At 71.3% G+C, this 25,925-nt stretch carries 32 protein-coding genes and 1 tRNA gene; 22 read left to right on the top strand and 11 right to left on the bottom strand.

The features are described from left to right. Nucleotides 1-68 precede the first annotated feature (68 nt). The 9 genes from KBZ10_RS00630 (at nucleotide 69) to KBZ10_RS00590 (ending at nucleotide 4,741) form a co-directional block, all read left to right on the top strand. The gene (locus KBZ10_RS00630) at nucleotides 69-272 is read left to right on the top strand and encodes a hypothetical protein (RefSeq protein ID WP_210985453.1); all 204 of its coding nucleotides are present in this window, start codon (nucleotides 69-71) and stop codon (nucleotides 270-272) included. Between the two features lie 2 nt (nucleotides 273-274). Continuing rightward, nucleotides 275-967 (top strand): DUF2637 domain-containing protein, encoded by a 693-nt coding sequence (locus KBZ10_RS00625; protein WP_210985452.1) that lies wholly within the window; start codon nucleotides 275-277, stop codon nucleotides 965-967. A gap of 19 nt (nucleotides 968-986) precedes the next feature. Continuing rightward, complete coding sequence (locus KBZ10_RS00620) at nucleotides 987-1,172, top strand: hypothetical protein (protein WP_210985451.1); 186 nt, start codon at nucleotides 987-989, stop codon at nucleotides 1,170-1,172. Beyond that, entirely contained in the window at nucleotides 1,172-1,363 is a 192-nt protein-coding gene (locus KBZ10_RS00615) for a mobile element transfer protein (RefSeq protein WP_210985450.1), read from the top strand. Before KBZ10_RS00620 ends, KBZ10_RS00615 begins: the two co-directional genes overlap by 1 nt. A gap of 11 nt (nucleotides 1,364-1,374) precedes the next feature. Continuing rightward, nucleotides 1,375-1,569, top strand: coding sequence for a hypothetical protein (locus tag KBZ10_RS00610; RefSeq protein WP_210985449.1), 195 nt, complete (start codon nucleotides 1,375-1,377; stop codon nucleotides 1,567-1,569). Nucleotides 1,570-1,585: 16 nt separating this feature from the next. After that, a complete protein-coding gene (locus KBZ10_RS00605; RefSeq protein WP_210985737.1) occupies nucleotides 1,586-1,882 on the top strand; it encodes a SpdD protein in 297 nt (98 codons plus the stop codon). A 150-nt stretch (nucleotides 1,883-2,032) separates the two neighbouring features. Then, nucleotides 2,033-3,355 (top strand): replication initiator, encoded by a 1,323-nt coding sequence (locus tag KBZ10_RS00600; RefSeq protein WP_210985736.1) that lies wholly within the window; start codon nucleotides 2,033-2,035, stop codon nucleotides 3,353-3,355. Next, on the top strand, nucleotides 3,348-3,566 hold the full coding sequence (locus KBZ10_RS00595) for an excisionase family DNA-binding protein (RefSeq protein WP_210985448.1): 219 nt from the start codon (nucleotides 3,348-3,350) through the stop codon (nucleotides 3,564-3,566). Before KBZ10_RS00600 ends, KBZ10_RS00595 begins: the two co-directional genes overlap by 8 nt. Beyond that, nucleotides 3,566-4,741 carry a site-specific integrase gene (locus tag KBZ10_RS00590; protein WP_210985447.1) on the top strand — a complete coding sequence of 392 codons (1,176 nt, stop codon included), beginning with the start codon at nucleotides 3,566-3,568 and terminating at the stop codon, nucleotides 4,739-4,741. Before KBZ10_RS00595 ends, KBZ10_RS00590 begins: the two co-directional genes overlap by 1 nt. Nucleotides 4,742-4,802: 61 nt before the next feature. Here the strand turns inward: KBZ10_RS00590 and KBZ10_RS00585 are convergent. Continuing rightward, nucleotides 4,803-4,876: transfer RNA gene (locus tag KBZ10_RS00585), tRNA-Gly, on the bottom strand. A gap of 602 nt (nucleotides 4,877-5,478) precedes the next feature. On the opposite strand from KBZ10_RS00585, the gene dcd reads away from it, so the two are divergent. Continuing rightward, nucleotides 5,479-6,054 (top strand): dCTP deaminase, encoded by a 576-nt coding sequence (gene dcd, locus KBZ10_RS00580; protein ID WP_210985446.1) that lies wholly within the window; start codon nucleotides 5,479-5,481, stop codon nucleotides 6,052-6,054. Between the two features lie 166 nt (nucleotides 6,055-6,220). On the opposite strand, the gene KBZ10_RS00575 is transcribed toward dcd, so the two are convergent. The 3 genes from KBZ10_RS00575 to KBZ10_RS00565 all read right to left on the bottom strand — a co-directional run bounded on the left by KBZ10_RS00575 (nucleotide 6,221) and on the right by KBZ10_RS00565 (nucleotide 12,113). After that, nucleotides 6,221-7,171: a Yip1 family protein gene (locus KBZ10_RS00575; protein WP_307847096.1), complete on the bottom strand. Its 951-nt coding sequence runs from the start codon at nucleotides 7,169-7,171 to the stop codon at nucleotides 6,221-6,223. Between the two features lie 548 nt (nucleotides 7,172-7,719). Continuing rightward, nucleotides 7,720-9,297 carry an FG-GAP-like repeat-containing protein gene (locus tag KBZ10_RS00570; RefSeq protein ID WP_210985444.1) on the bottom strand — a complete coding sequence of 526 codons (1,578 nt, stop codon included), beginning with the start codon at nucleotides 9,295-9,297 and terminating at the stop codon, nucleotides 7,720-7,722. Nucleotides 9,298-9,833: 536 nt separating this feature from the next. Then, nucleotides 9,834-12,113 (bottom strand): (Fe-S)-binding protein, encoded by a 2,280-nt coding sequence (locus KBZ10_RS00565; protein ID WP_210985443.1) that lies wholly within the window; start codon nucleotides 12,111-12,113, stop codon nucleotides 9,834-9,836. Nucleotides 12,114-12,675: 562 nt separating this feature from the next. On the opposite strand from KBZ10_RS00565, the gene dnaK reads away from it, so the two are divergent. The 5 genes from dnaK to KBZ10_RS00540 all read left to right on the top strand — a co-directional run bounded on the left by dnaK (nucleotide 12,676) and on the right by KBZ10_RS00540 (nucleotide 17,689). Next, a complete protein-coding gene (gene dnaK, locus KBZ10_RS00560; RefSeq protein WP_210985442.1) occupies nucleotides 12,676-14,529 on the top strand; it encodes a molecular chaperone DnaK in 1,854 nt (617 codons plus the stop codon). Further along, a complete protein-coding gene (gene grpE, locus KBZ10_RS00555; protein ID WP_210985441.1) occupies nucleotides 14,526-15,236 on the top strand; it encodes a nucleotide exchange factor GrpE in 711 nt (236 codons plus the stop codon). Before dnaK ends, grpE begins: the two co-directional genes overlap by 4 nt. 33 nt (nucleotides 15,237-15,269) lie before the next feature. After that, nucleotides 15,270-16,466: a molecular chaperone DnaJ gene (gene dnaJ / locus KBZ10_RS00550; RefSeq protein WP_210985440.1), complete on the top strand. Its 1,197-nt coding sequence runs from the start codon at nucleotides 15,270-15,272 to the stop codon at nucleotides 16,464-16,466. Between the two features lies 1 nt (nucleotide 16,467). Next, complete coding sequence (locus KBZ10_RS00545) at nucleotides 16,468-16,998, top strand: heat shock protein transcriptional repressor HspR (RefSeq protein WP_247701596.1); 531 nt, start codon at nucleotides 16,468-16,470, stop codon at nucleotides 16,996-16,998. Nucleotides 16,999-17,341: 343 nt separating this feature from the next. Beyond that, on the top strand, nucleotides 17,342-17,689 hold the full coding sequence (locus tag KBZ10_RS00540; RefSeq protein ID WP_307847094.1) for a DUF1232 domain-containing protein: 348 nt from the start codon (nucleotides 17,342-17,344) through the stop codon (nucleotides 17,687-17,689). 108 nt (nucleotides 17,690-17,797) lie between these two features. On the opposite strand, the gene KBZ10_RS00535 is transcribed toward KBZ10_RS00540, so the two are convergent. Further along, nucleotides 17,798-18,298, bottom strand: a complete 501-nt coding sequence (locus KBZ10_RS00535) for a DoxX family protein (protein ID WP_210985439.1) — start codon at nucleotides 18,296-18,298, stop codon at nucleotides 17,798-17,800. A gap of 389 nt (nucleotides 18,299-18,687) precedes the next feature. Between KBZ10_RS00535 and KBZ10_RS30425 the strand changes: the two genes are divergently transcribed. The 6 genes from KBZ10_RS30425 (at nucleotide 18,688) to KBZ10_RS00505 (ending at nucleotide 21,144) form a co-directional block, all read left to right on the top strand. After that, nucleotides 18,688-18,927, top strand: coding sequence for a Scr1 family TA system antitoxin-like transcriptional regulator (locus KBZ10_RS30425; protein WP_374223284.1), 240 nt, complete (start codon nucleotides 18,688-18,690; stop codon nucleotides 18,925-18,927). 11 nt (nucleotides 18,928-18,938) lie between these two features. Beyond that, entirely contained in the window at nucleotides 18,939-19,136 is a 198-nt protein-coding gene (locus KBZ10_RS00525) for a DUF397 domain-containing protein (protein ID WP_210985437.1), read from the top strand. A gap of 125 nt (nucleotides 19,137-19,261) precedes the next feature. Beyond that, a complete protein-coding gene (locus KBZ10_RS00520) occupies nucleotides 19,262-19,900 on the top strand; it encodes a Uma2 family endonuclease (RefSeq protein ID WP_210985436.1) in 639 nt (212 codons plus the stop codon). A gap of 51 nt (nucleotides 19,901-19,951) precedes the next feature. Continuing rightward, on the top strand, nucleotides 19,952-20,158 hold the full coding sequence (locus tag KBZ10_RS00515; RefSeq protein ID WP_210985733.1) for a DUF397 domain-containing protein: 207 nt from the start codon (nucleotides 19,952-19,954) through the stop codon (nucleotides 20,156-20,158). 255 nt (nucleotides 20,159-20,413) lie between these two features. Next, on the top strand, nucleotides 20,414-20,785 hold the full coding sequence (locus KBZ10_RS00510) for a cupin domain-containing protein (RefSeq protein WP_374223289.1): 372 nt from the start codon (nucleotides 20,414-20,416) through the stop codon (nucleotides 20,783-20,785). A 68-nt stretch (nucleotides 20,786-20,853) separates the two neighbouring features. Beyond that, the gene (locus KBZ10_RS00505) at nucleotides 20,854-21,144 is read left to right on the top strand and encodes a hypothetical protein (protein ID WP_210985434.1); all 291 of its coding nucleotides are present in this window, start codon (nucleotides 20,854-20,856) and stop codon (nucleotides 21,142-21,144) included. A 108-nt stretch (nucleotides 21,145-21,252) separates the two neighbouring features. On the opposite strand, the gene KBZ10_RS00500 is transcribed toward KBZ10_RS00505, so the two are convergent. From KBZ10_RS00500 to KBZ10_RS00485, 4 genes are all read right to left on the bottom strand, one after another. Further along, complete coding sequence (locus tag KBZ10_RS00500) at nucleotides 21,253-22,182, bottom strand: transketolase family protein (RefSeq protein WP_210985433.1); 930 nt, start codon at nucleotides 22,180-22,182, stop codon at nucleotides 21,253-21,255. Nucleotides 22,183-22,236: 54 nt separating this feature from the next. After that, nucleotides 22,237-22,956 (bottom strand): transketolase, encoded by a 720-nt coding sequence (locus KBZ10_RS00495; protein WP_210985432.1) that lies wholly within the window; start codon nucleotides 22,954-22,956, stop codon nucleotides 22,237-22,239. A 234-nt stretch (nucleotides 22,957-23,190) separates the two neighbouring features. Then, nucleotides 23,191-23,631 (bottom strand): GNAT family N-acetyltransferase, encoded by a 441-nt coding sequence (locus tag KBZ10_RS00490; protein ID WP_210985431.1) that lies wholly within the window; start codon nucleotides 23,629-23,631, stop codon nucleotides 23,191-23,193. A gap of 108 nt (nucleotides 23,632-23,739) precedes the next feature. Beyond that, on the bottom strand, nucleotides 23,740-24,144 hold the full coding sequence (locus KBZ10_RS00485; protein ID WP_210985430.1) for a pyridoxamine 5'-phosphate oxidase family protein: 405 nt from the start codon (nucleotides 24,142-24,144) through the stop codon (nucleotides 23,740-23,742). 143 nt (nucleotides 24,145-24,287) lie between these two features. Here KBZ10_RS00485 and KBZ10_RS00480 point away from each other — a divergent pair, with 143 nt between their 5' ends. Then, entirely contained in the window at nucleotides 24,288-25,094 is an 807-nt protein-coding gene (locus tag KBZ10_RS00480; protein WP_210985429.1) for a methyltransferase domain-containing protein, read from the top strand. On the opposite strand, the gene KBZ10_RS00475 is transcribed toward KBZ10_RS00480, so the two are convergent. Continuing rightward, the gene (locus KBZ10_RS00475) at nucleotides 25,072-25,248 is read right to left on the bottom strand and encodes a hypothetical protein (protein WP_210985428.1); all 177 of its coding nucleotides are present in this window, start codon (nucleotides 25,246-25,248) and stop codon (nucleotides 25,072-25,074) included. The genes KBZ10_RS00480 and KBZ10_RS00475 overlap by 23 nt on opposite strands. A gap of 85 nt (nucleotides 25,249-25,333) precedes the next feature. Next, nucleotides 25,334-25,906, bottom strand: coding sequence for a Uma2 family endonuclease (locus KBZ10_RS00470; RefSeq protein ID WP_210985732.1), 573 nt, complete (start codon nucleotides 25,904-25,906; stop codon nucleotides 25,334-25,336). Nucleotides 25,907-25,925: the final 19 nt, after the last annotated feature.

Genomic DNA, 25,925 nt, shown 5'->3' with positions numbered 1-25,925 from the left:
CGTGACCGCCTCACGCCAAGTCCCTACCCCCGCCATGCCCGAAACCGGATGAGAGGACGTGATCACGGATGTCCGAACGCCCCTCCGTGCAAGAGATCGCCGCCTTCCTGGCGGACATCAGGGCCAGCCGCACCGCCGACGCGGGCCCGGCCGACCTGCTCGCCCGGAAAGCCGATCTGCTGGAGCGCATCGCCGAAGCGATGCCCGGAGACGCGGAGGCCGCCGAGGTCGCCCGTACCGCGCGGGCCGCCGCCGACGAAGCCGGGGGCTGACCATGGCGCGTTCGCTGCCCCGGCTCGACGCCGTGCTGATTCAGGCCGTCATCGCTGCCGCGCTGTCCTTCGCACACCTCCATGACCTGGCGGTGGCCGCCGGACAGGACGGCTGGAAGGCGTGGGCCTATCCGGTCAGCGTCGATCTGCTGCTGGTCGCCGCGTGGAAGCGGCTGCGGTCGGGTGAGGCGAAGGCGGCCGGGTGGTGCTGGTTCCTCGTCGCGCTCGCCGCCTCGCTGGGGGCGAACGTCGCCACGGCCGGACTGCTCGACCTCGACCACGTACCGGCCTGGCTCCGCATCCTCGTCGCCGGTTGGCCGGCCGTCGCCTTCCTCGGCGGAACGCTGCTTGCCCACGGGCGAGCGGCCGACCGTACGGAGCCGGTCGCCGAGCTGGATGACGTACCGGCCGTCGAGCAACCAGGCCAGGAACCGGAGCGGTGCCCGCTGCCCGCGCCCGAGCCGCCTGCCCTTCCGCCGAGGGCCCCGGAGCCTGCCGAGCGTCCCGCCGACCGGCTTCCCGCCGCCCTCGTCGAGCACGCCCGGAAGGTCGCCGATGACCACCGCACCCGTACCGGCGCGCCCATCGACACACCAACTCTCCGCGTCCGGCTCGGCGTTCCTGCCTCCCTCGCCGAGGCCATCGCCGCCCGCATCGCCCCGCCCGATCACCCGGTCCGACTCGATCCGACCTGACCCACGAGGAGCCCGTTCCTTGCGCCCGTCCACCCTCCGCGCCCTCCGGCGCGCGGCCGAACTGACCCGACAGAACCGCTTCACAGAGGCCCTGCTCGTCGCCGAGCCGGTGATCCTCGCCGCCGACCAGCAGGAAGGCGCAGAGATCCGCCGCTGGCTGATCGACCACACCGCCCGCTTCACCGCAGAGAAGGAGAACCGCTGATGCCCGCGCAGCCGCGCTTCCGCCGCGTCGTCCGGATCGGCCCCGTCCGCGTCGCCACCTACTACGACGGCCGAGGCCGCGAGAAGCACACCGCCGCCTGTACGGCCCCGCGTTGCGGCTTCTCCACCGACTACGACAGCCGCGCCGCCGCCGAGCTGGCGGCCCGCACCCACCGCTGTTCCCGCCGCTGAAAGGACCGGCCGTGACCGTCTCCCTGCCGCTCGTCTTCGTCCTGGGCGTCATCGCCTGGGCCGCGATCAAGTTCCTCGGCGTCCGCCTCTGGGTCGCCCTCGTGATCGCCCTCTTCGGCTTCTGGCTCTCCCAGACCTTCCTGGCCCCGGCCATCGAATCCGGTACGCGCACCGGGGTCGAGGTCGTCAACGGCACCAACGACTGAGAGGACAACCGCCGTGCTGCTCCAACCGCGACTGCCCGACCCGCCGCCCGTGCCGCACGTCATCACCTCGGCGACCACCACTGGACAACGGCACGACGCTCCGGCGGCCTGCTCCTGCACGCACGCCCCGGCGCCCTCGGCCGGCCGACCGGTCGCCCCGTTCGTCGGCATCGGCGCGGGAGCCATCGCCGCCGTGCTCGTCGTCGGCGTGGTGCTTACCGCGCTCCTGGCCACCGTCGCCGTCACGGCGGTCGCCGTCTCCATCGCGGCCCTGGTGCTGCGCTCCCTGCTCAACGGCGCCAACCGGCGCTGACGGCCCGCCGGGGCGGCCTCGATACCGCCAAGCATCCGCCGCCCCGGCGGGCCCACACCCTCCGACAGCAGTCGAAAGGACACGCCCATTCTTACCGCTCACACACCGCCCCCGCTGAAGGAGCTGGGGGCGCTCGCCTCGCTGGGCAGCCTGCCCGCTCTCGCCCGGCAGCTCCAGGGCCTGGGCGGCTGCACGCGCCCGATCCGCCTCGACGGCCACCGCACGGAACACGAACTCGACCCGCGCACGGGCGAGATCGGCCGCGTCCTGCACCACCTCGACTCGGCCCGGCTCCCGGCCGGTCACCTCCTGGTCCGCTGCAACAACCGCCGGGCGACCCGCTGTGCGGCCTGTGCCGAGGTCTACCGCCGGGACACCTTCCACCTGATCACGGCCGGACTGCGCGGCGGCAAGGGCAATCCCGAGACGGTCACCTCGCACCCCCGGGTGTTCGCCACGTTCACCGCCCCCGGCTTCGGCCCGGTCCACAACCGCCCGACCGACCGGCGCGGCACCGTCCGTCCCTGTCGCTGCGGCGTCCTCCACGACCAGGACGACGACGTGCTCGGCACGCCGTTGGACCCGGAGACGTACGACTACGAAGCCGCGGTGCTCTGGAACGCCCACGCAGGAGCCCTCTGGCGGCGCTTCGCCATCTACCTGCGCCGTGAGATCGCCAAGCGGGCAGGGCTCACTCAGCGGACCTTCAGGCACGCCGCCCGGGTCTCCTTCGCCAAGGTCGCCGAGTACCAGAAGCGCGGCGCGGTCCACTTCCACGCCGTCATCCGCCTCGACGGCCCGGACGGCGGCCACACCGCGCCCCCGGCCTGGGCCACCGCCGAGCTGCTGACCGACGCGATCCGTTCCGCCGCCGCGCGGGCGACCGTGGCGGGCCCCGTCCTCGACGGCCGGGCGCACACCTTCGCCTTCGGCCGCCAGCTCGACATCCGCCCGATCCGCTCGGCTGCCTGCGACGGCACCGCCGAGTTGACCGAACGGGCTGTGGCCGCCTACATCGCCAAGTACGCCACCAAGGGCGCCGAGACGGCTACTGGCACCCTGGACCGCCCGCTCCGGTTCCTCGCCGAGCTGGCACAGGCCCGGATCACCGACCACGCCCGGCGCATGATCCGCACCGCCTGGGAGCTCGGCGCCCGCAAGGACCTGGAACACCTCCGGCTGCGGGCCTGGGCCCACATGCTCGGCTTCCGCGGCCACTTCTCCACCAAGACCCGCCGCTACTCCACCACCCTCGGCGCCCTCCGCGACACCCGCGCCGAATGGCGCCGCGCACAGGCCCTCGCCGCCCTGTCCGACGACCGACGGCCAGCCGACGACAGCCAGGACGAGGAGACCACCTACGTCCTCGCCCACTGGGTCTTCGCCGGTACCGGCCTCACCCCCGGCGAAGAGTGGCTGTCCGCCTCGCTCGCACCCGCCCCCGGCACGGAAGGAGAACCGACTCATGACTGACCGCCTGCTGTCCGTGCCCGAGGTCGCCGAGCGGCTGGGCACGACGGAGCGCTTCCCGCGCCGCCTGGTCGCCGAGCGGCGCGTGGCCTTCGTCAAGGTCGGCCGCCATGTACGCATCCCCGAATCCGAGTTGGCGGCCTTCATCGACGCCAACACCGTACGGCCGGTGCGGCGGCGTCGGCGCCGGTCTCCGTACGGGAGGGCCGCCTGATGGCCAACCGCAAAGGGAAGCGGCGCACCTTTGGCGCCGTGCGGAAACTGCCCTCCGGGCGCTACCAAGCCCGCTATCCGGGGCCGGACGGCGTGATGCGGCCGGCGCCCGTCACCTTCGAGACGGCCCGCGACGCTGACGACTGGCTTGCCGAGAAGCGGACCGAGATCCGGCGCGGTGATTGGGCGGACCCGGACGCGGGAGCGGTGGCGTTCGAGGAGTACGCCCTGCGCTGGGTCAGGGAACGGCGGCTGTCGGCCACGACCGAGGAGCTATACCGGCGACTCCTCCGGCTGCACATCCTTCCCACCTTCGGCGCCCTCGACCTGGACCAGATCACCCCGCCGCGCGTGCGGAGCTGGCGCTCGGAACGGCTCGACGCCACCGCGGCCGAGACCACGGTCGCCAAGAGCTACCGGCTGCTCAAAGCCATCCTGGAGACGGCCGCCGAGGACGAGTTGATCCGCCGGAACCCCTGCCGTATCCGCGGGGCCGGGAAGGAAGTGGCCACCGAGCGGCCCATCGCCACCGTGGACCAGGTGGACGCGCTCGCCTCCGCCATCGGGCCGCGCTGGCGGCTGATGGTCTACCTCGGCGCGTACGGGCCGCTCCGCCCGGAGGAACAGGCCGAGCTGCGGCGCCGGGACGTCGGCCTGGACACCCTGACCGTCCGCGTCCGCAAGGCCGCCCCGGAGCTCACCACCGGGAAGCGGGCGGAAGGGCCGACCAAGTCGGAGGCCGGGAAGCGGTGCGTCGTGCTGCCGCCGTTCCTCCACATCGAGCTGCGGCGGCATCTCGACTGGTACGCCGAGAAGGGCCCGGACGGGCTCCTCTTCGTGGGGGAGAAGGGCAAGCCGTTCCGACGCTCCACCTTCGGGCGGAAGTGGCGCCGGGCACGGGCCGCCGTCGGGCTGCCGGACGACTTCCGGTTCTACGACCTCCGGCACACCGGGCACACCCTGACCACCCGGTCCGGTGCCACCCTCAAGGACACCATGGTCCGGGCCGGCCAGTCCTCGGAGCGGGCGGCGCTGATCTACCAGCACTCCGACCTCGAACGGCAACGGGAGGTCGCCGCCGGGCTGGACCGGATGGTGCGTGATCAGCGCGACAGTACGGCGCGTGAGCGGTCCGGCGACGGCCCTTCTGGCACGGATCTGGCACGAGACGCTTAGAGCGGCGCCGGAAGGTGCGGACAACAAACAAGGCCCGGGTCTGTGACCTGGGCCTTCGTCGTGGAGCGGGTGACGGGAATCGAACCCGCGCTCTGAGCTTGGGAAGCTCATGTTCTACCATTAAACTACACCCGCGGGGAAGAGCCGTTGGAGGCGCTTCACCGTCGCATACTGTACCCCATCGTGACCCCCGGCGTACGAGCCGTGGGGTCTTTTGCGTTGTTTGGGCACGGGTGGGTCCGGCTGTCCGGGGCGGGCCGGGGTCCGGGCGGACGGGGCCGCGAGGGCGTGGAGGGTGGGGGGCGGGAGTTGTTATGGGGCAGGGGAGTTGGGGCATACGGTGGGGCGGAGAGCCGCCTCCGGTGGCGTCGGGTCCATCCCCTAATGTGGCCTTCGTCCGTCCACGCTTGATGGGGATTGGGGAAAAGGACTCGATGCAGCACACCGTCGTCCGCTGTGCCGAAGGGCACGTTTTCAGCACCGCTTCGTTCCCGATGCAGAACCTCGGCAGTGGCAGGCTCGGACCCGGCCGGCTGCTGCGGTGTCCGCGCTGCGCCCGGCTGCGGCACTCGGTGCCGGTGGGGCGGGGGAAGCGCTAGCGGGAGCGGGCGGCTCCGCTCTTCCGGCTGTCCCCGGGCGGCCGTTGAGCGGAGCGTGAGCCCGCGGCGAGCGGAGAGCGCGGCGGCGGGCCCGGGGCGATTGGGCCGGGCCCGCACCGGCCGCGTAATCTTCGGTCCGTGCTGCTCTCCGACAAGGACATCCGGGCCGAGATCGACGCGGGGCGGGTGCGGATCGATCCCTACGATCCCGCCATGGTCCAGCCGTCGAGCATTGACGTGCGGCTGGACCGCTACTTCCGGGTGTTCGAGAACCACCGGTACCCCCACATCGACCCCGCCGTGGAACAGCCCGATCTGACGCGGCTCGTCGAGCCGGAGGGGGACGAGGCGTTCATCCTGCACCCGGGCGAGTTCGTGCTCGCCTCGACCTACGAGGTCATTACGCTGCCGGACGATCTCGCCTCCCGGCTGGAGGGCAAGTCCAGCCTCGGCCGGCTCGGGCTGCTGACCCACTCCACGGCCGGTTTCATCGATCCCGGTTTCTCCGGCCATGTGACGCTCGAACTGTCCAATATGGCCACGCTTCCCATCAAGCTGTGGCCCGGGATGAAGATCGGGCAGCTCTGCATGTTCAAGCTCGCCTCGCCGGCGGAGCACCCCTACGGTTCCGAGCGCTACGGCTCCCGTTACCAGGGCCAGCGCGGACCGACCCCCTCCCGCTCGTATCTCCGCTTCCACCGGACGCAGGTCTGAGGGAGTCTCGCTCGCCCGGCCGGAATCACCCGGCCGACGAGGAGGCGTGGAGGTGAGGAGGTGAGGAGGGGCCCCGCCCGGCCGTACCGGGCGGGGCCCCTCCCCGTTCGCTTCCGCGGTGCGGACGGCGGCGCGCGCCGCCGTCCCCGTGGCGGTCTGCCCAGGCCTAGAACGTTCCCAGTTTCAGCAGGGCCAGCAGCGCCGCCAGCTGGATCGCCGACGCGCCCAGGGCCTTCGGCCACGGCAGGTCGTGCGACTTGCTCACCATCGAGGTGAAGAGCGCGCCGGCCGCCAGCCAGGTCAGCCATCCCACCACCTGCACCACGGTGTTGTCGCCGCTCATGAACATCGCGAGGACGAGCCGCGGGGCATCCGTGATCGTCATGATCAGCATGGAGAGGCCCACGGTCGGCTGCCAGGAGCCGTTGCCGCCGAGCTGGCGGGCGAGGGTGTGGGTGACGGCTCCCAGGATCAGCGCACTGATGACGATCGCGATGCCACTGCTGATGACCCACGGAATGCTGTTGGAGAGGGTGGCGTTCAGCACGTCCTCGCGGGCATCCGCGAAGCCGAAGACGGCGAGCATGCCGTAGAGGAAGGTGACGGTGAGCGCGGGGCCCCACACCGGGTAGTCGCGCATCTGCCAGAAGGTGGCACCGGGGCGGAACACGATGCCGCTCAGCAGCTGCTTCCAGTGCAGCCGCGGGCCGGCGGGCGGGGCGGGTTGTCCGCCGTACGGGTCGTAGCCGTCGCCGTGGGCCGGGCCGGGGCCGTACGCGTCCGGGGCGTCGCCGAGGGAGAACGCCTGGGTGTGGCCCGGGTTGTTGGCGTACGGGTCGTGGCCGTGCGCCGCCCGCCCGGGGGCGCCGCTGGCGGCCGGGCCCGGCCCGTAGTGCGGATCGTGGCCGCCGAAGTACTCCGGTCCCTCTCCCTGGGCGCCCTGGCCGCCGCCGTGTCCCGGCCACTGCTGGTGCGGGGCGTGGGGTGCGGGCGGGGGCGCGGGCTGACCGCCGTACGGCGGTCCGTACGGCTGCTGCCGCTGCCCTTGTCGGTACTGCGGGGCCTGCTGCTGCGCGGAGCGGGAGTCCCGGCCGCGTCCCATCCTGAATCCAGCCACCATTCGAACGTACCTGGTCGGCGGGGGCGAGGTGTGCGCACGGCCCCAATGGCCCCGCATTGCTGCCTACCTGTGACATCCCTTAGGGGGACCCGGTGGGGAAAACCCCAGGCGGGAAGGGGTGATGGTGATACGGGCGGTCCGCCGTCCCGCAGGAGGCGCCGGCATCGGGGCGTTGCGGCGGGGGAGTTGACACCTGTCGGGGTCTCAGGGGCGGACGCCCGGTGGTCCGTGCGCGGTGTGCCGCGGGTCGCGTGCCGCGCCGTGAGCCCGCGTGCCGCATGCCGCGTGCCGTTCCGGAGGATCCGGTGTCTCTCCGGTGGCCCGGAAGGGACGCGTCGGGGCGCGGGCGGGGGGAGTGTCAGTGGCGGCTGGCAGACTCCCTTCGAGTCGGCGGCGGGGCGGTGCTTCCACGGGGGGATGCACCATCTCGTGCGCGGGCGTCGCGTGCGCTCCGCGCGGGGCCGTCGGGCGGGGGACGGTGGCGTGCCGCGGCCCGGCCTCCCCGGAGGGCGGCCGGGCCGCGGCGGAGCGCCCGTGCTGTCGTGTCACTCGTCGACGGCCGCTCCGTAGCGCGCGTTCGCGGGTGGTGCCGAGACGGAGCCCGCCCCGTACGTCCAGGATCCGGTGGTGGTCACTCCGCCGCTGTTCGACGGGAGCACCCACACCACACCGTCGTCGGTGTTCTCACCCGGGGCCGCCGCCAGCAGCAGGTGGCGGCCGTCACCGTCGGGGTCGGCGAGGCGGACCTGGCCGCCGAAGCGGTCGGAGGTCTCCGGGGCGCCGGGCACGTTCGCGGTGTCCTGGTTGACGTCCCGCACGCCGGTGGCGGTCAGCCCGCCGGCCGCGCCGCGGAGCACCCACACGGCGCCCGCGTCCGCGAGCGTGCCGATGTCCTCGCCGGGGGCGCCGATCGCCACGTCCGCGTAGCCGTCTCCGTCGGTGTCCGCGACGGAGAGGTCCGAGCCCCAGCCGTCGCCCTGTTCGGCCACGCCGGGCACGCCCGGGGAGTCCTGGGTCCACCACTGCGGCGGGGTCTCCGGGTCGGTGGCGCCGCCCTGCCCGGCCGGGCCGGACGCACTGCCGTAGTAGACGCCGACGAGGCCGCCGGTGAGCGTGTCGCCGCCGTCGTCGGGGCTGCTCGGTTCGCCGGTGACGAGGTCGTCGAGACCGTCGCCGTCGATGTCGCCGGAGGCCGCGGCGGGGCCGCCGCGCAGCTCGCGCTGGTACGCCAGGGCGTCCTGGCCGCCCGCGAAGTACATCGACCAGCCGTGGCCGGGCTCCGCGCCGGTGCTCACGCCCGCGACGACGAGGTCGGCCCAGCCGTTGCCGTCGTAGTCGCCGGTGGTGAGGGCGCGGGGGCGGATGTTCTGGGCGGGTGCGGCGGCGAGCCGTGCGGAGCCCGACGGGCCGGAGCGGCCGAGGCCCTGGACGGCGTCGTTGCGGAGGACGGGTGTGCGGGCCTTCACGGCCTTTCCGTCGCGCCCCTCGCTGCGGATGGAGAAGTCCCGGGCGGCTTCGAACGCGTACAGCTGCAGCCCGTCGCGGTCCAGTACGGCCAGCAGGTCTCCCGCGTTGCCCTCCTCGAAGAAGCGGGCCGCGGCGAGTCCGGCGCCGAAGGTCTGGTCCTTGGTGGGTGAGGTGGACTCCAGCCACAGCGAGCCGCTGCCGGTGAGCCCCTGCGGGGAGCCCCACAGGACGACGGCACCGCCCGCTTCGGCCGTGGTGCCGATGGCCTCGTGCGGGATGCCCACCACGGCGTCGTCGTAGCCGTCGCCGTCCAGGTCTCCGGTGGCGAGGGCCTGGCCGAAGGCGTCTCCGGGTTCCGCCCCGCCCGGGACTCCCGCGCTGTCCTGGTGGAGGATCACGGCGTTGGAGGTCGTGAGCCCTCCTGCGGTGCCGTATTGGACGGTGACGTAGCCGGCGCCCGCGTCGCCGTTGACCGTGCCGCCCGGGGCACCGACGAGGACGTCGTCGCGGCCGTCGCCGTTGAAGTCGCAGTTGCGGTCACTCGCGCGGATGCTGTCGTGAACACCCGCGTGGGCCGGAGAAGCCCCGGCGACCCCAGCGGCGGCCAGCAGGAGTAACGATGCCGCCGTGAGAGCGGCCGGACGGTTCTTGTGCACTGAGCGGCTCCTTGTCGAGCTGGGCCGGGCCGGCGCGGGGGGTGTGACCGGGGAGGGCCCGTCGTTCCCCGCTGCCGATATGACGGTGGCGGGAGCGCGAGGGTTGTACGGCAGGAGTCGTACGTGACGGGGGGTGCGGGGCGCGCCCGTCTTTGATGGAACGGTGGACCTGGCCGGTGCCGGGCGGGCCGGACCGGGCGGACGTGGCCGGGCGGACCGGGCCGGGCCCGGCGCCGGCGCAGGGCGTCGCCGGCCGTCCCCGCTGGTTCGGCCCGTACCCGACGTCGCCGCCGCCCGGTACAGCACGCTCGGGGCGGAGCGCACTGCCTCGACCACGAGATACGGCACACCCCGCACCCGCGGGGGCCGAGAGGGCGCCGGGGGGAGGGGGCCGGAGCCCGCGGGAGCCCCCGTGCGGCGAACGCCGACGGCCGGTGGTACAGCACGCGAGGTGCTGCGCCACCGGCCGTCGTTCCGTGAAGGGCCCTGTCGGGCCGTCCGCTCCTCCTTACGAGCCGTGCGGAGGGCGTCGGTGGTCAGTCGACCGGGGCGGGCTCCGGCGCGTCCGTCGTCTCCGGGGCGTCCTCCGGTCCGGCGGGGGCCTTCACCGACTCCAGGAGCAGCTGGGCCACGTCCACGACCTTCAGCTCCTCCTTCGCCTTGCCGTCGTTCTTCTTGCCGTTGACCGAGTCGGTCAGCATGACGAGGCAGAACGGGCAGGCGGTGGAGACGATGTCCGGGTTGAGGGAGAGGGCTTCGTCGACGCGCTCGTTGTTGACGCGCTTGCCGATCCGCTCCTCCATCCACATCCGGGCACCGCCGGCGCCGCAGCAGAAGCCGCGTTCCTTGTGCCGGTGCATCTCCTCGTTCCGCAGGCCGGGCACGTTGGCGATGATCTCGCGCGGCGGGGTGTAGACCTTGTTGTGCCGGCCCAGGTAGCAGGGGTCGTGGTACGTGATCAGGCCCTCGACCGGGTGCACCGGCACGAGCTTGCCCTCGTCCACCAGGTGCTGGAGCAGCTGGGTGTGGTGGATGACCTCGTACTCGCCGCCGAGCTGCGGGTACTCGTTGGCGATGGTGTTGAAGCAGTGCGGGCAGGTGGCGACGATCTTCTTCTTGGACTTGTCGAGTTTCGTCGACTCGTCCTCGTCGTCCTCGCCGAAGGCCATGTTCAGCATGGCCACGTTCTCCTGGCCGAGCTGCTGGAACAGGAACTCGTTGCCGAGGCGGCGGGCCGAGTCACCGGTGCACTTCTCGTCGCCGCCCATGATCGCGAACTTGACGTCCGCCATGTGCAGCAGCTCCGCGAAGGCCTTGGTGGTCTTCTTGGCGCGGTCCTCCAGGGCGCCGGCGCAGCCGACCCAGTAGAGGTACTCGACCTCGCTCAGGTCCTCGATGTCGCGGCCGACGACCGGGACGGCGAAGCCGGTCTCGGCCTCGACCTCCTTGGTCCACTCCAGCCGCTGCTTCTTGGCCAGGCCCCAGGGGTTGCCCTTCTTCTCCAGGTTCTTGAGCATCGTCCCGGCCTCGCTCGGGAACGACGACTCGATCATGACCTGGTAGCGGCGCATGTCGACGATGTGGTCGATGTGCTCGATGTCCACGGGGCACTGCTCGACGCAGGCGCCGCAGGTGGTGCAGGACCAGAGGACGTCCGGGTCGATGACGCCGTTCTCCTCCAGGGTGCCGATCAGCGGCCGCTCGGCCTCGGCGAGCGCGGCGGCTGGGACGTCCTTGAGCTGCTCCTCGGTGGCCTTCTCGTTGCCCTCCTCGTCCTTGCCGCCGCCCGCGAGCAGGTACGGGGCCTTGGCGTGGGCGTGGTCGCGGAGCGACATGATCAGCAGCTTCGGGGAGAGCGGCTTGCCGGTGTTCCAGGCGGGGCACTGCGACTGGCAGCGGCCGCACTCGGTGCAGGTGGCGAAGTCGAGGATGCCCTTCCAGGAGAAGTGCTCGACCTGGGAGACGCCGAACTGGTCGTCCTCGTCCGGGTCCTCGAAGTCGATCGGCTTGCCGCCGGAGACCATCACGGGCAGGGCGCCGAGGGCCACGTCACCGCTGGACTCGCGCTTGAACCAGATGTTGGGGAAGGCCAGGAAGCGGTGCCAGGCCACGCCCATGTTGGTGTTCAGCGCCACGGTGATCATCCAGATCATCGAGACACTGATCTTGATCATCGCGAAGAGGTAGACCAGGGTCTGCAGCGTCGCCACGGACAGCCCGTCGAAGGCGAGCACCAGCGGGTACGAGGCGAAGTACGCGGCCTCGTAGCCGTCGACGTGGTGCAGGGCGCCCTCCAGGCCGCGCAGCACCAGGATCGCCAGGCCGATGGTGAGGATGACGTACTCGACGAAGTACGCCTGCCAGGCCTTGGAGCCGGCGAAGCGCGACTTGCGGCCGGCCCGGACCGGCAGGTTCAGCAGCCGGATGGCCATCAGCGTGACGATGCCGAGGACGGTGGCGAGGCCGATGAACTCGACGTACATCTCGAACGGCAGCCAGCCGCCGATGACCGGCAGCACCGAGTCGGCGGTGAAGAGCTGGCCGTAGGCCTGCGCCAGGGTGGGCGGCAGCGTGAGGAAGCCGATGGCCACGAACCAGTGCGCCACGCCCACGATGCCCCAGCGGTTCATCCGGGTGTGGCCGAGGAACTCCTTGACCAGGGTGAGGGTGCGCTGCTTCGGCTGGTCGGTGCGGGAGCCCGCGGGAACCTGCTGGCCGATCTTGACGAAGCGGTAGAGCTGCACGACGGCACGGGCGATGAGCGCAACGCCGACCGCCGTGAGGACCAGCGACACGATGATCGCGGCGAGTTGCATAAGGGCTCCTCGAACCTGCGAGAGCGGTAATTACTAAGCGGTAACTTAATCAGTATTCCTGAGATTACCCAGGATCCAGGACCGCTTGAAGGCGCCTGGCCGGTGATCTGTATCGCTCACCGGCCCCTGCCGCGCCCTGTCGCGCCCTCTCGCGCATCCCGGCGGGCTCCCGAGGTAGGCGGAAGTATGGCCTCCGCGGGGTGCGGGTGTCATCGCGGGCGGCGTGGCGGGCGCTGCCGCGGGTGTCATGGCGCGCCCCGCGCCCGCCCCGCGCCCGCCCCGCGCCTGCCTCGGACCCGCCCCGCGCCCGTCCTTCTTCCGCACGCCCCGGCGCCGCGACGGGGGGCGCGGAAGTGCGCCGCGGAGCCTCCGCGGGGCCCTGGCGGGGGCTCCATGGGCCCCTGTGGGGGCTTCGCGACGGCTGTGCGGTGGTGGTCCTCACGGTGCGTGACAGAGGTTCCCGCACAAGACTTGAGCCGGGGCGGCTCAGCTCCTTTGACAGAACCGAGCGGGTCCGGCACCCTTGAGTCAGTTCCACTCAAGTCAGCTGGAGGAATCAACCATGGCACGTGCGGTCGGCATCGACCTGGGCACGACGAACTCCGTCGTCAGTGTTCTCGAAGGCGGTGAGCCCACCGTCATCACCAACGCCGAGGGCGCCAGGACCACGCCGTCCGTCGTGGCCTTCGCCAAGAACGGCGAGGTGCTGGTCGGCGAGGTCGCCAAGCGCCAGGCGGTCACCAACGTCGACAGGACCATCCGGTCGGTCAAGCGCCACATGGGCACCGACTGGAAGACGCACCTGGACGGCAAGGACTTCAACCCGCAGCAGATGAGCGCCTTCATCCTGCAGAAGCTGAAGCGGGACGCCGAGGCCTACCTGGGCGAGAAGGTCGCCGACGCGGTCATCACCGTCCCGGCCTACTTCAACGACTCCGAGCGCCAGGCCACCAAGGAGGCCGGCGAGATCGCGGGCCTCAACGTCCTGCGCATCGTCAACGAGCCGACGGCCGCCGCCCTCGCCTACGGGCTGGAGAAGGACGACCAGACCATCCTCGTCTTCGACCTCGGCGGCGGTACGTTCGACGTCTCGCTGCTGGAGATCGGCGACGGCGTGGTGGAGGTCAAGGCCACCAACGGCGACAACCACCTCGGTGGTGACGACTGGGACCAGCGCGTCGTCGAGTACCTGGTCAAGCAGTTCCAGAACGGCCACGGAGTCGACCTCTCCAAGGACAAGATGGCGCTCCAGCGCCTGCGCGAGGCCGCCGAGAAGGCGAAGATCGAGCTGTCCTCGTCCACCGAGACCACGATCAACCTGCCCTACATCACGGCCTCCGCCGAGGGCCCGCTGCACCTGGACGAGAAGCTCACCCGCGCCCAGTTCCAGCAGCTGACCGCCGACCTCCTGGAGCGCTGCAAGCACCCGTTCCACAACGTCATCAAGGACGCCGGCATCGCGCTGTCCGAGATCGACCACGTGGTCCTGGTCGGCGGCTCCACCCGCATGCCCGCCGTCGCCGAGCTCGTCAAGGAGCTGACCGGTGGCAAGGAGGCCAACAAGAGCGTCAACCCGGACGAGGTCGTCGCCATCGGCGCGTCCCTCCAGGCCGGTGTGCTCAAGGGCGAGGTCAAGGACGTCCTCCTGCTGGACGTCACCCCGCTGTCCCTCGGCATCGAGACCAAGGGCGGCATCATGACGAAGCTCATCGAGCGCAACACGACGATCCCGACCAAGCGTTCCGAGATCTTCACCACGGCCGAGGACAACCAGCCGTCCGTGCAGATCCAGGTCTACCAGGGCGAGCGCGAGATCGCCGCGTACAACAAGAAGCTGGGGATGTTCGAGCTGACCGGCCTGCCGCCGGCCCCGCGCGGCGTCCCGCAGGTCGAGGTCACGTTCGACATCGACGCCAACGGCATCATGCACGTGTCCGCGAAGGACCTGGGCACGGGCAAGGAACAGCGGATGACGGTCACCGGCGGCTCCGCGCTGCCGAAGGAAGACATCGACCGCATGATGCGCGAGGCCGAGCAGTACGCGGACGAGGACCACAAGCGCCGCGAGGCCGCCGAGACCCGCAACCAGGCCGAGCAGCTCTCGTACCAGACCGAGAAGTTCCTCAAGGACAACGAGGACAAGGTCCCGGGCGATGTGAAGTCCGAGGTCGAGACGGCCCTGGAGGACCTCAAGGAGAAGCTGAAGGGCGAGGACACCGCCGCCATCCGCGAGGCCACCGAGAAGGTCGCCGCGGTCAGCCAGAAGCTGGGTCAGGCCATGTACGCGGGCGCCCAGGCCGAGGGCGGGGCGGCCGGTGCCGGCGCCGCAGGCGGCGAGGCCAAGGACGATGACGTCGTCGACGCCGAGATCGTGGACGACGACAAGAACGACAAGCGACAGGACGGTGCCGCGTGACGGAGGAGACCCCGGGCTTCGAGCAGGAGCCCGACGTCCCCGCCGACGCCGAAGCCGCACAGACCCCTGATCACGCGGCGCAGGCCGCCGGACCCGCCGGCCAGGCGGGGCCGGCGGGCCGGGCCGGGGACACCGGAACGGACGACCAGGCGAACCGGATCACCGCCCTGACGGCCCAGCTGGACCAGGTCCGCACGGCGCTCGGCGAGCGCACGGCAGACCTCCAGCGGCTCCAGGCGGAGTACCAGAACTACCGCCGCCGGGTGGAGCGGGACCGGATCACCGTCAAGGAGATCGCCACGGCGAGCCTCCTCTCCGAACTGCTGCCCGTGCTCGACGACATCGGCCGGGCGCGGGAGCACGGCGAACTCGTCGGCGGCTTCAAGGCCGTCGGGGAGTCCGTGGAGACGGCGGCGGCCAAGCTGGGGCTGCAGCAGTTCGGCAAGGAGGGCGAGCCCTTCGACCCGACCATCCACGAGGCGCTGATGCACTCCTACGCCCCGGACGTCACCGAGACCACATGCGTGTCGATCCTCCAGCCTGGGTATCGGGTCGGCGAACGAACGATCCGCCCCGCGCGGGTCGCCGTCGCCGAACCCCAGCCGGGCGCCCAGCCCTCCCAGGCCCAGGCTCAGGCCCAGGGCGACGGCGGCCAGGAGGGGGCACGGGCGGCCGACGAGGAGAACGGTGGCCCGGACGAGGGCTGACGTCATGACCGACCGGAAGGAGGGACGCCGGGGATGAGCACGAAGGACTTCATCGAGAAGGACTACTACAAGGTTCTCGGCGTCCCGAAGGACGCGACCGAGGCGGAGATCAAGAAGGCGTACAGGAAGCTCGCCCGCGAGTACCACCCGGACGCCAACAAGGGCGACGTCAAGGCCGAGGAGCGCTTCAAAGAGGTCTCCGAGGCGAACGACGTCCTCGCCGACCCCAAGCGCCGCAAGGAGTACGACGAGGCGCGCGCCCTCTTCGGCAACGGCGGCTTCCGCCCCGGTGCCGGAGGCCGCGGCGGCCCCGCCGGCTTCAACTTCGACCTGGGCGACCTCTTCGGGGGCGCCCAGGGCGGAGGGGCCGGCGCGCCGGGGGCCGGCGGCTTCGGCGGCGGCCTCGGGGACGTCTTCGGCGGGATCTTCAACCGGGGCGGTGCCGGCCCCGGCACCCGCACCCAGCCGCGGCGCGGCCAGGACATCGAGTCCGAGGTGACGCTCAGCTTCACCGAGGCCGTCGACGGGGCCACCGTCCCGCTGCGGATGTCCAGTTCGGCCGCCTGCAAGGCGTGCTCCGGCACGGGCGACAAAAACGGTACGCCCCGGGTCTGCCCGACTTGCGTCGGTACCGGGCAGGTCTCCCGCGGCGGCGGTGGCGGCTTCTCGCTCACCGACCCCTGCGCCGACTGCAAGGGCCGCGGCCTGATCGCCGAGACCCCCTGCGAGGTCTGCAAGGGCAGCGGCCGGGCGACCAGTTCGCGCACCATGCAGGTGCGGATCCCGGCGGGCGTCAGCGACGGCCAGCGGATCCGGCTGCGCGGCAAGGGCGCGCCGGGTGAACGCGGCGGCCCCAACGGCGATCTGTATGTGGTGGTGAACGTCGACAAGCATCCCGTCTTCGGCCGCAAGGGCGACAACCTCACCGTGACGGTGCCGGTCTCCTTCACGGAGGCGGCGCTCGGCGGGGAGATCAAGGTGCCGACCCTCGGCGGACCGGCGGTCACGCTCAAGCTGCCCGCCGGCACACCCAACGGACGGACCATGCGCGCCCGGGGCAGGGGCGCCACGCGCAAGGACGGCACCCGCGGCGACCTGCTGGTCACCATCGAGGTGGCCGTACCCGGGGAACTGAGCGACAAGGCGCGGGAAGCGCTGGAGGCGTATCGCGAGGCCACCGCGGGCGAGGACCCGCGGGCGGAGCTGTTCCAGGCCGCGAAGGGAGCATGAGATGGACATCCGAGGAGGCGGGCGCGCAGCCGGGAGTGCGGGCGGAGGCGGCCCCGGAGGCTCCGGTGGCGTCACCGGCGAGGGCACCGGCCGCGGCAGCCGGAACCCGTACCAGCTGACGGACGAGTCGCCGGTCTACGTCATCTCGGTCGCCGCCCAGCTCTCCGGTCTGCACCCGCAGACCCTGCGGCAGTACGACCGGCTGGGCCTGGTGTCCCCGGACCGCACGGCCGGCCGCGGGCGGCGCTACTCCGCCCGGGACATCGAACTGCTGCGCCAGGTGCAGCAGTTGAGCCAGGACGAGGGCATCAACCTCGCCGGGATCAAACGCATCATCGAACTGGAGAACCAGGTCGCGGCGCTCCAGTCGCGGGTGGCCGAACTCCAGCAGACGGTCGAGGGCGCGGCCGTGGCCATGCGCCAGCGCGAGGCCGCGGTGCACGCCTCGTACCGCCGGGACCTGGTGCCGTACTCGGACGTCCAGCAGAGCAGCGCCCTGGTCGTCTGGCGCCCGAAGCGGCGGGGCGAGTAGGGCCGCGGCCCGTCCGGTGATGACGGGGTGAACCGTTCCGCCCGGCTGACCGGGTTATTACCCGGCGGCGGGCCCGGCCGCGTCCGCAGCGCCGGTCCTGCCCTTCCCGCGCGCCTGTTCCTTCCCGCGGACCGTCCCGGGCCCGGAGAGCATCCCGCTCCCGGGCCCGAGGCGTTTCCGGGCCGGATCCGCCGGAGGACGTACGCACATGCTGGCCATCGGCCCGAGCAGAAGTCGCACCGCCGCAGCCGCAGTTGCGACCGGGCCGCACGGGTAGGATCCGGACAAGGCGGAACAGTCCGAATCCCGGGGCGTTCCGGGCCCATGCGGGGGTGAAGAGCCTGTGATCGACCAACTCGGCGGACCCGTGCTCGCGGTGATCGCGATTCTCTGCCTGGCGATGCTGGCCGTCGCCGCCGTCCTCGCGGTGAAGCTCGTGCGCACCTACCGGATGCTGCGCAGCCAGGACACCCCGGTCGGCGACAAGCTGCTGTTCTGGGGAGCGATCGTCTACACCGTCTTCCCCGTGGACCTGCTGCCCGACCCGGTCTACCTGGACGACATCGGCCTGCTGCTCGGAGCCCTCCACCACCTGGGCAAGGCCGCCGCGAAGCGCGGCGCGGACCCCACGGCACCGGTATCGCGGGACGACGACCCGATCCCGCCGGCCCGCCCCGCGAAACGGCTCTGAACCCGCGCTGCTCCGCTCCGACCCGTACCGCTCGCGGCCGCCTGGCCCGAGCCACCCGGCCCACCGGCCCGGTCGGCACCGGGCCCGACACCCGGCCCGGCCCCGGGCTCACCGGCCCAGGGCGCTCCGCAGCCGGGCGAACAGCTCCGGCACGGTGTGCCGCTGGTGCCAGGCGATGACCGCGATCGGTATCGCGAAGAGCAGCGGCGAGGCGGCGTTCTCCCCGTCGAAGACGGTCATGGTGATCCCGAACGCGCAGATCAGCAGGGCGACCAGCGAGAACGCCGCCAGCCCGGAGAGCAGCGGGATCAACAGCGCGATCCCGCCCGCCAGTTCCAGGATCCCGGTCAGGTACATGAACCAGTCACCAAGGCCGATCTCGTCGAAGCCCTCGGTGGCCGAGGGGTGCGCGATGAGCTTCGGCAGCGCGCTGGCGAAGACGAAGAACAGGCCGAAGACGATCCGGAGCACCAGCACCGTGATCGCCATGGCGCGCCCCTTCCGCGCCCCGCCCGCCGCCGCCCCCGGCCCGGCCGCCGCGCCCGCCGTACCGTCCTGGACCCCGCCGCCCTGAACCCCGCCGTCCTGCTGTGCCCGAGTCTCGCTCATGACTTCTCCCGTTCCGCTCTCCGTGGTCTGTGCAGGGGTTGACCGGCGGGCGGCCGAAAACTGATCGGTGCACGCGGAAACCCTGCCGGGGAGGGGAGTTGGCAGACCCCCGTATCTCCTGCGGACAGTCCAGCACGGGGGTCTGACACACACCGGCCGACTGGCCGCTGGCCCGCTCAGCCGGGTGCGGACCGGCTGATCCTGCACCAGACGACCTTGGACTCGGCACCGCCGCAGACGTCCGGCCGCACGGGGTAGTGCGACCAGCGGTCGGCCAGCGTTCGCAGCAAAGCTGCCCTTCGCATTCGCGTGGGCAGCCGGGCGATCACGCGGGAGCAGTTGCATGCTCTCCTGGAGGTCGCCGACCGGCCGGGTGTACGGGTGTACGGGTGCGAGTCGTTCCCTTCGAGACCGATGGGTTCACGGGCTCGGGATTCTCCATGCACTACATGGAAGCGGCTGTCCGGCAGTTGGACACGGCGCAGTTCGATACGGTCCACGGCAGTGTCTTCGTGGATGACGAACGGGAGCTCGCCGGTTACCGGGACGTGCTCGACCGGGTGGAGAAGACGGCCCTCTCGGAATCGGAAACACGACAGTTCATCCACCGCCTCGCGGGTGACTTGTGAAGGAATCGACCATGCAGAGCGTCCAGTGGCAGAAGAGTTCATTCTCCGGCGGCACCACAGGCAACGAGTGTCTGGAAGTGGCTGCGGGTGCCGGCCGAATACAGATCCGCGAAAGCGATGAGCCCGGTGTGGTCGTCACGGTTCCGCCAGAGTCACTCCGGGCTCTGATACGCGGGATCAAGGACGGCGAGTTCGGTCGCCTCGGCTGAGGGTTCACCCGGACGAGTGGCGATGACCCGTTCGGGAGTCGTGCGTCGGATCGCGTACGTAGCGTGACGGTGTTGCTTGTGCCGCAAGGCCGCTCAGCCCACACTTGAGGAGGAGGTGCTGCGCTATGACCGCTCTGCTGTGCGAGAGGACCGAGGCTCCCATGACGCCAAGTGAGGCCGAAGTCGATCTCGACGAGGCTCTGTGGCAGGCGTGGAAGACCCTGGAACTCCCCGAGGGCTTCCATGCCGAGATCGTCGAGGGGTTCATCGAGGTGTCTCCCACCGGCCGCCGCCGCCACACCATGGTTGCCAACCGTCTGCGAGACGCGCTCGTGCCGCATCTGGCCGGTAGCGACTACGCGGCTTACCAGGACGGCAACGTTCTTCATGAGAAGAAAGCCCTCATTCCGGATCTCTTCATCGGCCCCAAGGATCTGGACGATGTGCCTGGTGACGACGATCTGGGCGTCTCGGCCGAAGGGGTCGCGCTCGTCGCCGAGGTCGTCTCGCCCGGGCGGGACGCCACCGAGCGGGACCGGGTGCGGAAGCGGAGGGCCTATGCCCGGGCCGGGATTCCGGTGTACGTGCTGATCGACGACTTCGACGGGCACGGCACCGTGACGGTCCTGACCTCCCCCTCCCCGAAGGAGGCCGCCTACGCGGCCGAGATCCGGGTGCCGTACGGCACGGCGGTGGAGATCCCGGACGGGCCGGCCAAGGGGTTCGCGATCACCGAGGAAATCACCGGGGAGCGGCTGGACTGACCGCCGGGTCGGCTCGGCTCCGGCAACTCCGAGGTGCGGGATGTGAGCGATATGGCTGTGCGCGTGCCGACCGGATGGCAGAAGTCCACCTACTCCGGAGGTGGAGACGGTAATCACTGTCTCGAACTGGCCGAGGGCAGAGAGGCGATAAAGGTGCGCGAGAGCGATGACCCGGGTGTGGTCGTTGTGACCACACCCGGATCGCTCCGGTCTCTGATGCGTGGAATCAAGGAAGGCGAGTTCGATCGCTTCGGCTGAGGTGGTCAGCCCGGCATGAACCGGACATCCCCTTCGCGGAGGCGCGTACGCGCGTGACCGGGGTCCGTCGCTCGATCGGAGCGGCGGACCCCGGTCGTTTGGTCACGTCCCGGGCCCAAGTCGCGTAATAGGTCAAATGGGTCGATACTGGATGTGTATGGGGCTCAGTCGGCGTGCCGCGGCAGCGGAGCCGATGCCCCGGTGGCGGCGGCAACCGACCGGGTCCGTGCACGGATCGACCCAACCCGGATGGAGATGATCGCCGTGCAACTGGAGATCAAGACCGTCGACAAGCCCGACGAACGCCGGGACTTCCCCCGCGGCCACATCGAAGCCCTGCATCTGACCGGGCTCGACTTCGCCGTGGCGACCTTCGAACCCGGCTGGCGCTGGTCGGAGTCGGTCGGCCCGGTGGTGGACACCGAGAGCTGCCAGGTGCACCACAACGCCTACATGGTGCAGGGGCGCCTGCGGATGCGGATGGACGACGGCGCCGAGGGCGAGGCAGGTCCCGGGGATGTCGTCGTCTGCCCGCCCGGCCACGACGCCTGGGTCGTCGGCGACGAGCCCGTCGTCCTGTACGACTTCGCCGGCGGAATGGCCGCGGAGTACGCCAAGTCCGGCTGAGGGCAATTCCGGTTGAGGCTGAGCCGGCCGGAGAACCGTTCGCACGAACTCCAAGGAGCTGAGAACTCATGGCCTTTATGCAGATCATCGAGTACGAGACGACCCGCGAGCAGGAGCTGGAGCCGCTGTTCGACGAGTGGGAGCAGGCGACCCAGGGGAAGCGCACCCTGTCGCGCGAGTTCCACGCCCACGACCGGGACAACCCGAACCACTACGTGGACGTCGTCGAGTTTCCGTCCTACGAGGCGGCGATGAAGAACAACGCACTGCCCGAGACACAGACCTTCGCGGACCGGCTGCGCGAACTGTGCACCACCGAGCCGAGGTTCATCAATCTTGACGTGGTGAGCCAGCACTGAGCACCGCACACACCCGCTGAGCCCGCCTCGGGCGCACGGCCATGCCGCCGCGCACAACTCATCCGCAGTTGGCGTGAGCGGCATCTGCCGTGTTCGAGCGAGACACGCTCACGTCCGAGGGCGGCCCGGCGCGCCGGAAGCCGCCCGCAGGAACGCGCTGATGCGCTCCCGCAGGGAGTGCGGGTCGAGGCCGTGCGCGGCCAGGTGCTCGGGGAGGGTGCCGTAGCGGCGCAGTTCGCGGCGGGCCACGCCGAGGCCGAGAACCCGGTGCGGGATGTCGGTGAGGGCTTCACTCGCGGCGGCTGTGGACGTCCCGGCGAGGTACGGCTCGACGAGGACGACATCGGAGCCGGCCGCCCCGGTCGCCCGGCGCAGGGCGGGCCCGTCGAAGGGGCGCACGGTGGTGGCGTACAGAACGGTGAGGTCCAGCCCTTCGGTGGCGGCGAGTACGGCGTCGAGCATCGGCCCGACGGCGACCACGACGCCGGAGCGGCCTTCGCGGACGGTGCGGAAGCGTGCCCCGTCGACGGGCAGGGCGTCGGCATTGGACTGGACGGACAGCCGGACGTAGACCTTGTCGTCACCGGCCGCGACGGCGTGCCGCAGCAGGGTCTCGGCCTCGTCGGGATGGCCGGGCACGTGGACGGTCCAGCCGTCGAGCGTGTCGAGCAGGGAGATGTCGCCCGGCGCCATGTGGGTGTAGCCGCCGGCGGGCCAGTCGAAGGAGGCGGCGGCGCTGACCAGGACCGCGCCGAGGCCCTGGTGGCCGAGATCGAGCTTCACCTGCTCGAATGGCCTTTCGACAAGGAAGCTGGCGAAGGTGTGCAGGACCGGCCGCATGCCCGTCAGGGCCAGACCGGCGCCCGCGCCGATGAGCAGTTGCTCGCGGATGCCGACGTTGATCACGCGGTCGGGGTGCCGCCGCCGGGCTGCCGTGAAGCCGTCGGCGCCGATCTCGGCGAGGACGACCGCGACGCGCGGGTCCTCGTCGAGCAGGCGGGAGAGGACCGGGGCGAAACGGTCGCGCATGGTGTCCATGGGAAGACGTCCTTCCGGATTCCGGGTCACTGGGAGGGGCTGCGGGCCGGGTTGTCAGGCCCGTTTGGGCTCGACGCGCGCCACGACGACGTGTGGACGCCCCGGGTGCGGGGCCGTGAAGGCCGCGTACAGGGCTTCGTGGTCGCGGCCGTCGACGGTGACGGCGGACCAGCCCGCCGCCTCGAAGCGGGCGACGATGCCGCCCGGACGGGCATGCGAGGCGGAGGAGTTGTCGACGACGACGGTGTGCAGCCGCTCCAGCCCGGCGGGGCCGGCGAAGGCGATGGCCTCGTGGTTGCTGCCCTCGTCCAGTTCGGCGTCGCCGGTCAGTACCCAGACGGCCGGATCGTCCAGCCCCTGCGCCCGCAGGCCGAGGGCGGTGCCGACGGCGATCGGCAGCCCGTGCCCGAGCGATCCGCTGCCGATCTCGGCGCCGGGGACCAGGGTGCGGTCGGGGTGGTGGCCGAGCGGGGAGTCGTAGGAGCCGAAGTCGGGGAGCCAGCCGGCCGGCAGGAAGCCCTTGGCGGCCAGCACCGCGTAGTAGGCCATGGGGCCATGCCCCTTGGACAGCAGGAACCGGTCCCGTCCGGGATCGTCCATGCGGTCCGGGGCCACCCTCAGGACCCGGTCGTAGAGCACCCACAGCACGTCGAGGGTGGAGGTGGCGGCGGGCCCGTGCTTCTCGTCACCGGTCATCAGACCCATCAGACGGGGCAGTTGGGGGTGGCCGAGGGCGCCGGGCGCCGGGTGCGGGTGAGAGGTGGTGGTCTTCATGCCGAAGAGCCTGATACCTCAACCGCGGTTGAGATCAACCCCTGGATTTCAGCCGCCGGCGCCCTTGTGCGCCCGGCGGCAGCGACCGGGTGATCCACCGCCCCGGCGGCAGCCCGTGCCGGCCCGCCTGCCGACTGGACGCGGCCACCCACGAGGTCGTCGCTCAGCAATGGCTGGCCATCACGAACGGGGGCCGAAGCAGGAGAACGCCCGGTCACCAGGCCCCGTCAGGCTCTATGCCAGTGTCTTGAACATGTGGACATCCTCGGCGCCACCGGGGATTCCCAAGGTCCGGCCGGTCTCGACATATCCGTGACGCTGATAGAAACCCGGAGCCTGAAAGGTGAAGGACGACACGCAGGCGCGGTCGCAGCCGCGCCGCCGCGCCTCCTGCTCCGCAGCCATGAGGATCTTTGTTCCCCACCCGTCCTGACGGCTCTTCTCCCGGATCCACAGCATCTCGATGCCGAGGAGCCCGCCCCACGTCCAAGCGGTGAGACCTCCGATGAGCTCGCCGGCGTCGTCGACGGCCTTCACGGAGAGTGAACCCTGATCGGCGGCAGTGGTTCCAGTGGCCGGGAAGTTGACCTCGTCCAGGCCCTGGGACAAACGCTCGTTGAGTTCGGAGTCATGCTGACCGACGCTCAACGCCCCACCGATGTGATCATGTGTCATGCCGCAGAGTGTGACACGCACGCCACTGCCGCCACGTCCCTTTACCGCTACCGACAAGGCGGTGGGGCCGGCCGGTGGAGCTCCCCTTGTCCGTCGGGCCGTCCGGGCTCAGCAGTGGCCCATCGCCCGGTCCACCGTGATCTCGACCAGCACCCGCTCGGGGTTCGGGGCGGGCATGCGCTCGTAGCGCACGGCGTAACGGTTCACCGCGTCGGCCACCGCCTCCGGCTCCGTACGGACCACCGCGCGGCCCTCCAGCGTCGCCCACCGGCCGCGCGAGACCTGGCAGACCGCGACCCGCGCGCCGTCCGGGCCGGCGGCCAGGATGTTGCGGACCTTGCGGCTGGTCTTGCGGGTGATGACCCGGGCGATGCCCTGCTCCGCGTCGAAGGTGACACCGACCGGCACGACGTGCGGGGTGCCGTCGGGGCGGAGCGTGGTGATGGTGCACAGGTGCCGCTCGGCCCAGAAGGCGAGGTATTCGGGGGTCAGCGCGCTGAGGTCGGTGGCCATGCGGGAGAGCGTATCCGGGGCGGGGAGGGCGGTTGGCCGGAGTTCCGCCCATCGGGAGCGGAACGGCCGGGGAACGGCCGGTTCCCTCCGGGTTCCGCGGGAAAACGGTTGCGGGCCTCGCCGGCCATCGCCATCGTTACCCCATGCCCGGCTTCGACGATCTCGTCGCGGAGGGGGAAGCCGTCCCGACCGAAGGCTGGGACTTCTCCTGGTTCGCGGGACGCGCGACCGAACAGCGCCCGTCCTGGGGCTATGCGAGGCTGCTCGCGGCGCGGATGGCGAGGGCCGGGGCCGCGCTCGACATCCAGACCGGCGGGGGTGAGGTGCTGGCGTCCGTCCCGGTGGCTGTGGCTCCTCCGGTTCTGGCGGCGACGGAAGCCTGGCCGCCGAACGCGGAGATCGCACGGCGCAATCTGTCGAAGCTGAACGGCATCGTCGTCGAGGTGGACGACGATGCCGATCTGCCGTTCCCTCCGGACCACTTCGATCTGGTCGTCAGCCGGCATCCCGTGGTGACCCGCTGGGACGAGGTCCGCCGGGTGCTGCGTCCGGGCGGCACGTACTTTTCCCAGCAGGTCGGCGCCGGCTCGGTACGGGAGCTGAGAGAGTTCCTGATGGGGCCGCCGGAGCCTGTGCGGGAGGCTCCCGCTCAGCGGATGCGGGGCCGGGACCGGCTCACGACGACATCCGGCTCCACCCCTGTGGCGGCCGTGGCCTGCGCGGAAGCCGCCGGTCTGGAGGTGGTCGACCTGCGCCGGGAAGCACTCCGCATGGAGTTCCACGACATCGCGGCCGTGGTCCACTTCCTGCGCAAGGTGATCTGGACCGTCCCGGGTTTCACGGTGGACGCCTATCGCGAGCGGCTGGCTGAACTCCACGACTTCATGGAGCGTCACGGTCCGTTCGTGGCGTACGCACAGCGCTTTCTCATCGAGGCCCGGAGGAACTGACGGACGCGGTCAGCCGGGCCGGCAGCGCCCGGCTCTCCGGGTCGTGCGCGGACAGTTCCTCGTAGGGATGCTGCGGCCACAGCGGGCGGTCGTCGATCCATGGCACGACCAGCGGCGGGCGGTCCAGCCAGCCGCGCAGCTCGGCCTCGCCCACCGGCGCGGGCAGCCCGAGCCCGGGGAACAGGACGAGGTTCGGCAGACCGCCGTACGGGTCGAACAGCAGGACGTAGCGCGGCGGCTCAGGCGAACTCGGCCGTCTCCAGGGCGAAGCCGAACGGCTCGGGCAGTGGCAACGGCTTGCCGAAGGACACGGAGTGCGACTCGGCGTAGTCGGTCTCCTCCGGCTCCTCGAAGAGCGTGACCGTGCCCTTCTCCCGGTCGACGAGGAGGTAGAGGGGGATGCCGGCGCGGGAGTAGCAGTGCCGCTTGGCGAAGCGGTCGCCGTCCGGCTTGGCGGAGGTCACCTCGGCGACCAGGGCGACGCCGTCGGCGGGCATCCAGGGTTCGGCGCCGCGGAAGAGCCGGAGGGCTCGTGGGGCGAAGGCGGCGTCGGGGATCGCGTAGTTCTTGGGACACAGGCCGCCGCGCGGCAGCACCAAGCCCTTGTTGCCCGACACGTCCATGTCCTTCGCCGCATGCCTCAGCACCTGCCTGGTGATGGTGCTGATGTAGTCCTCGTGTTCGCCGTCCGGCGGTGGTGTCACAACGATCTCCCCTTCGATGAGCTCGGCCCGGAAGCCTTCAGGGGTCTCCAGGGCCAGAAAGCTCTCCAGGAGGAGTTCTTCCTGCGTGGGCGTCGGCTCGTGTGCCATGACCGTCATGCTGCCCCTC

The organism is Streptomyces sp. F63 (assembly GCF_018070345.1).
Lineage (GTDB): Bacteria > Actinomycetota > Actinomycetes > Streptomycetales > Streptomycetaceae > Streptomyces.
Note: the sequence above shows the minus strand (reverse complement) of the source record. Positions and strands in the feature narration are given on the sequence as shown.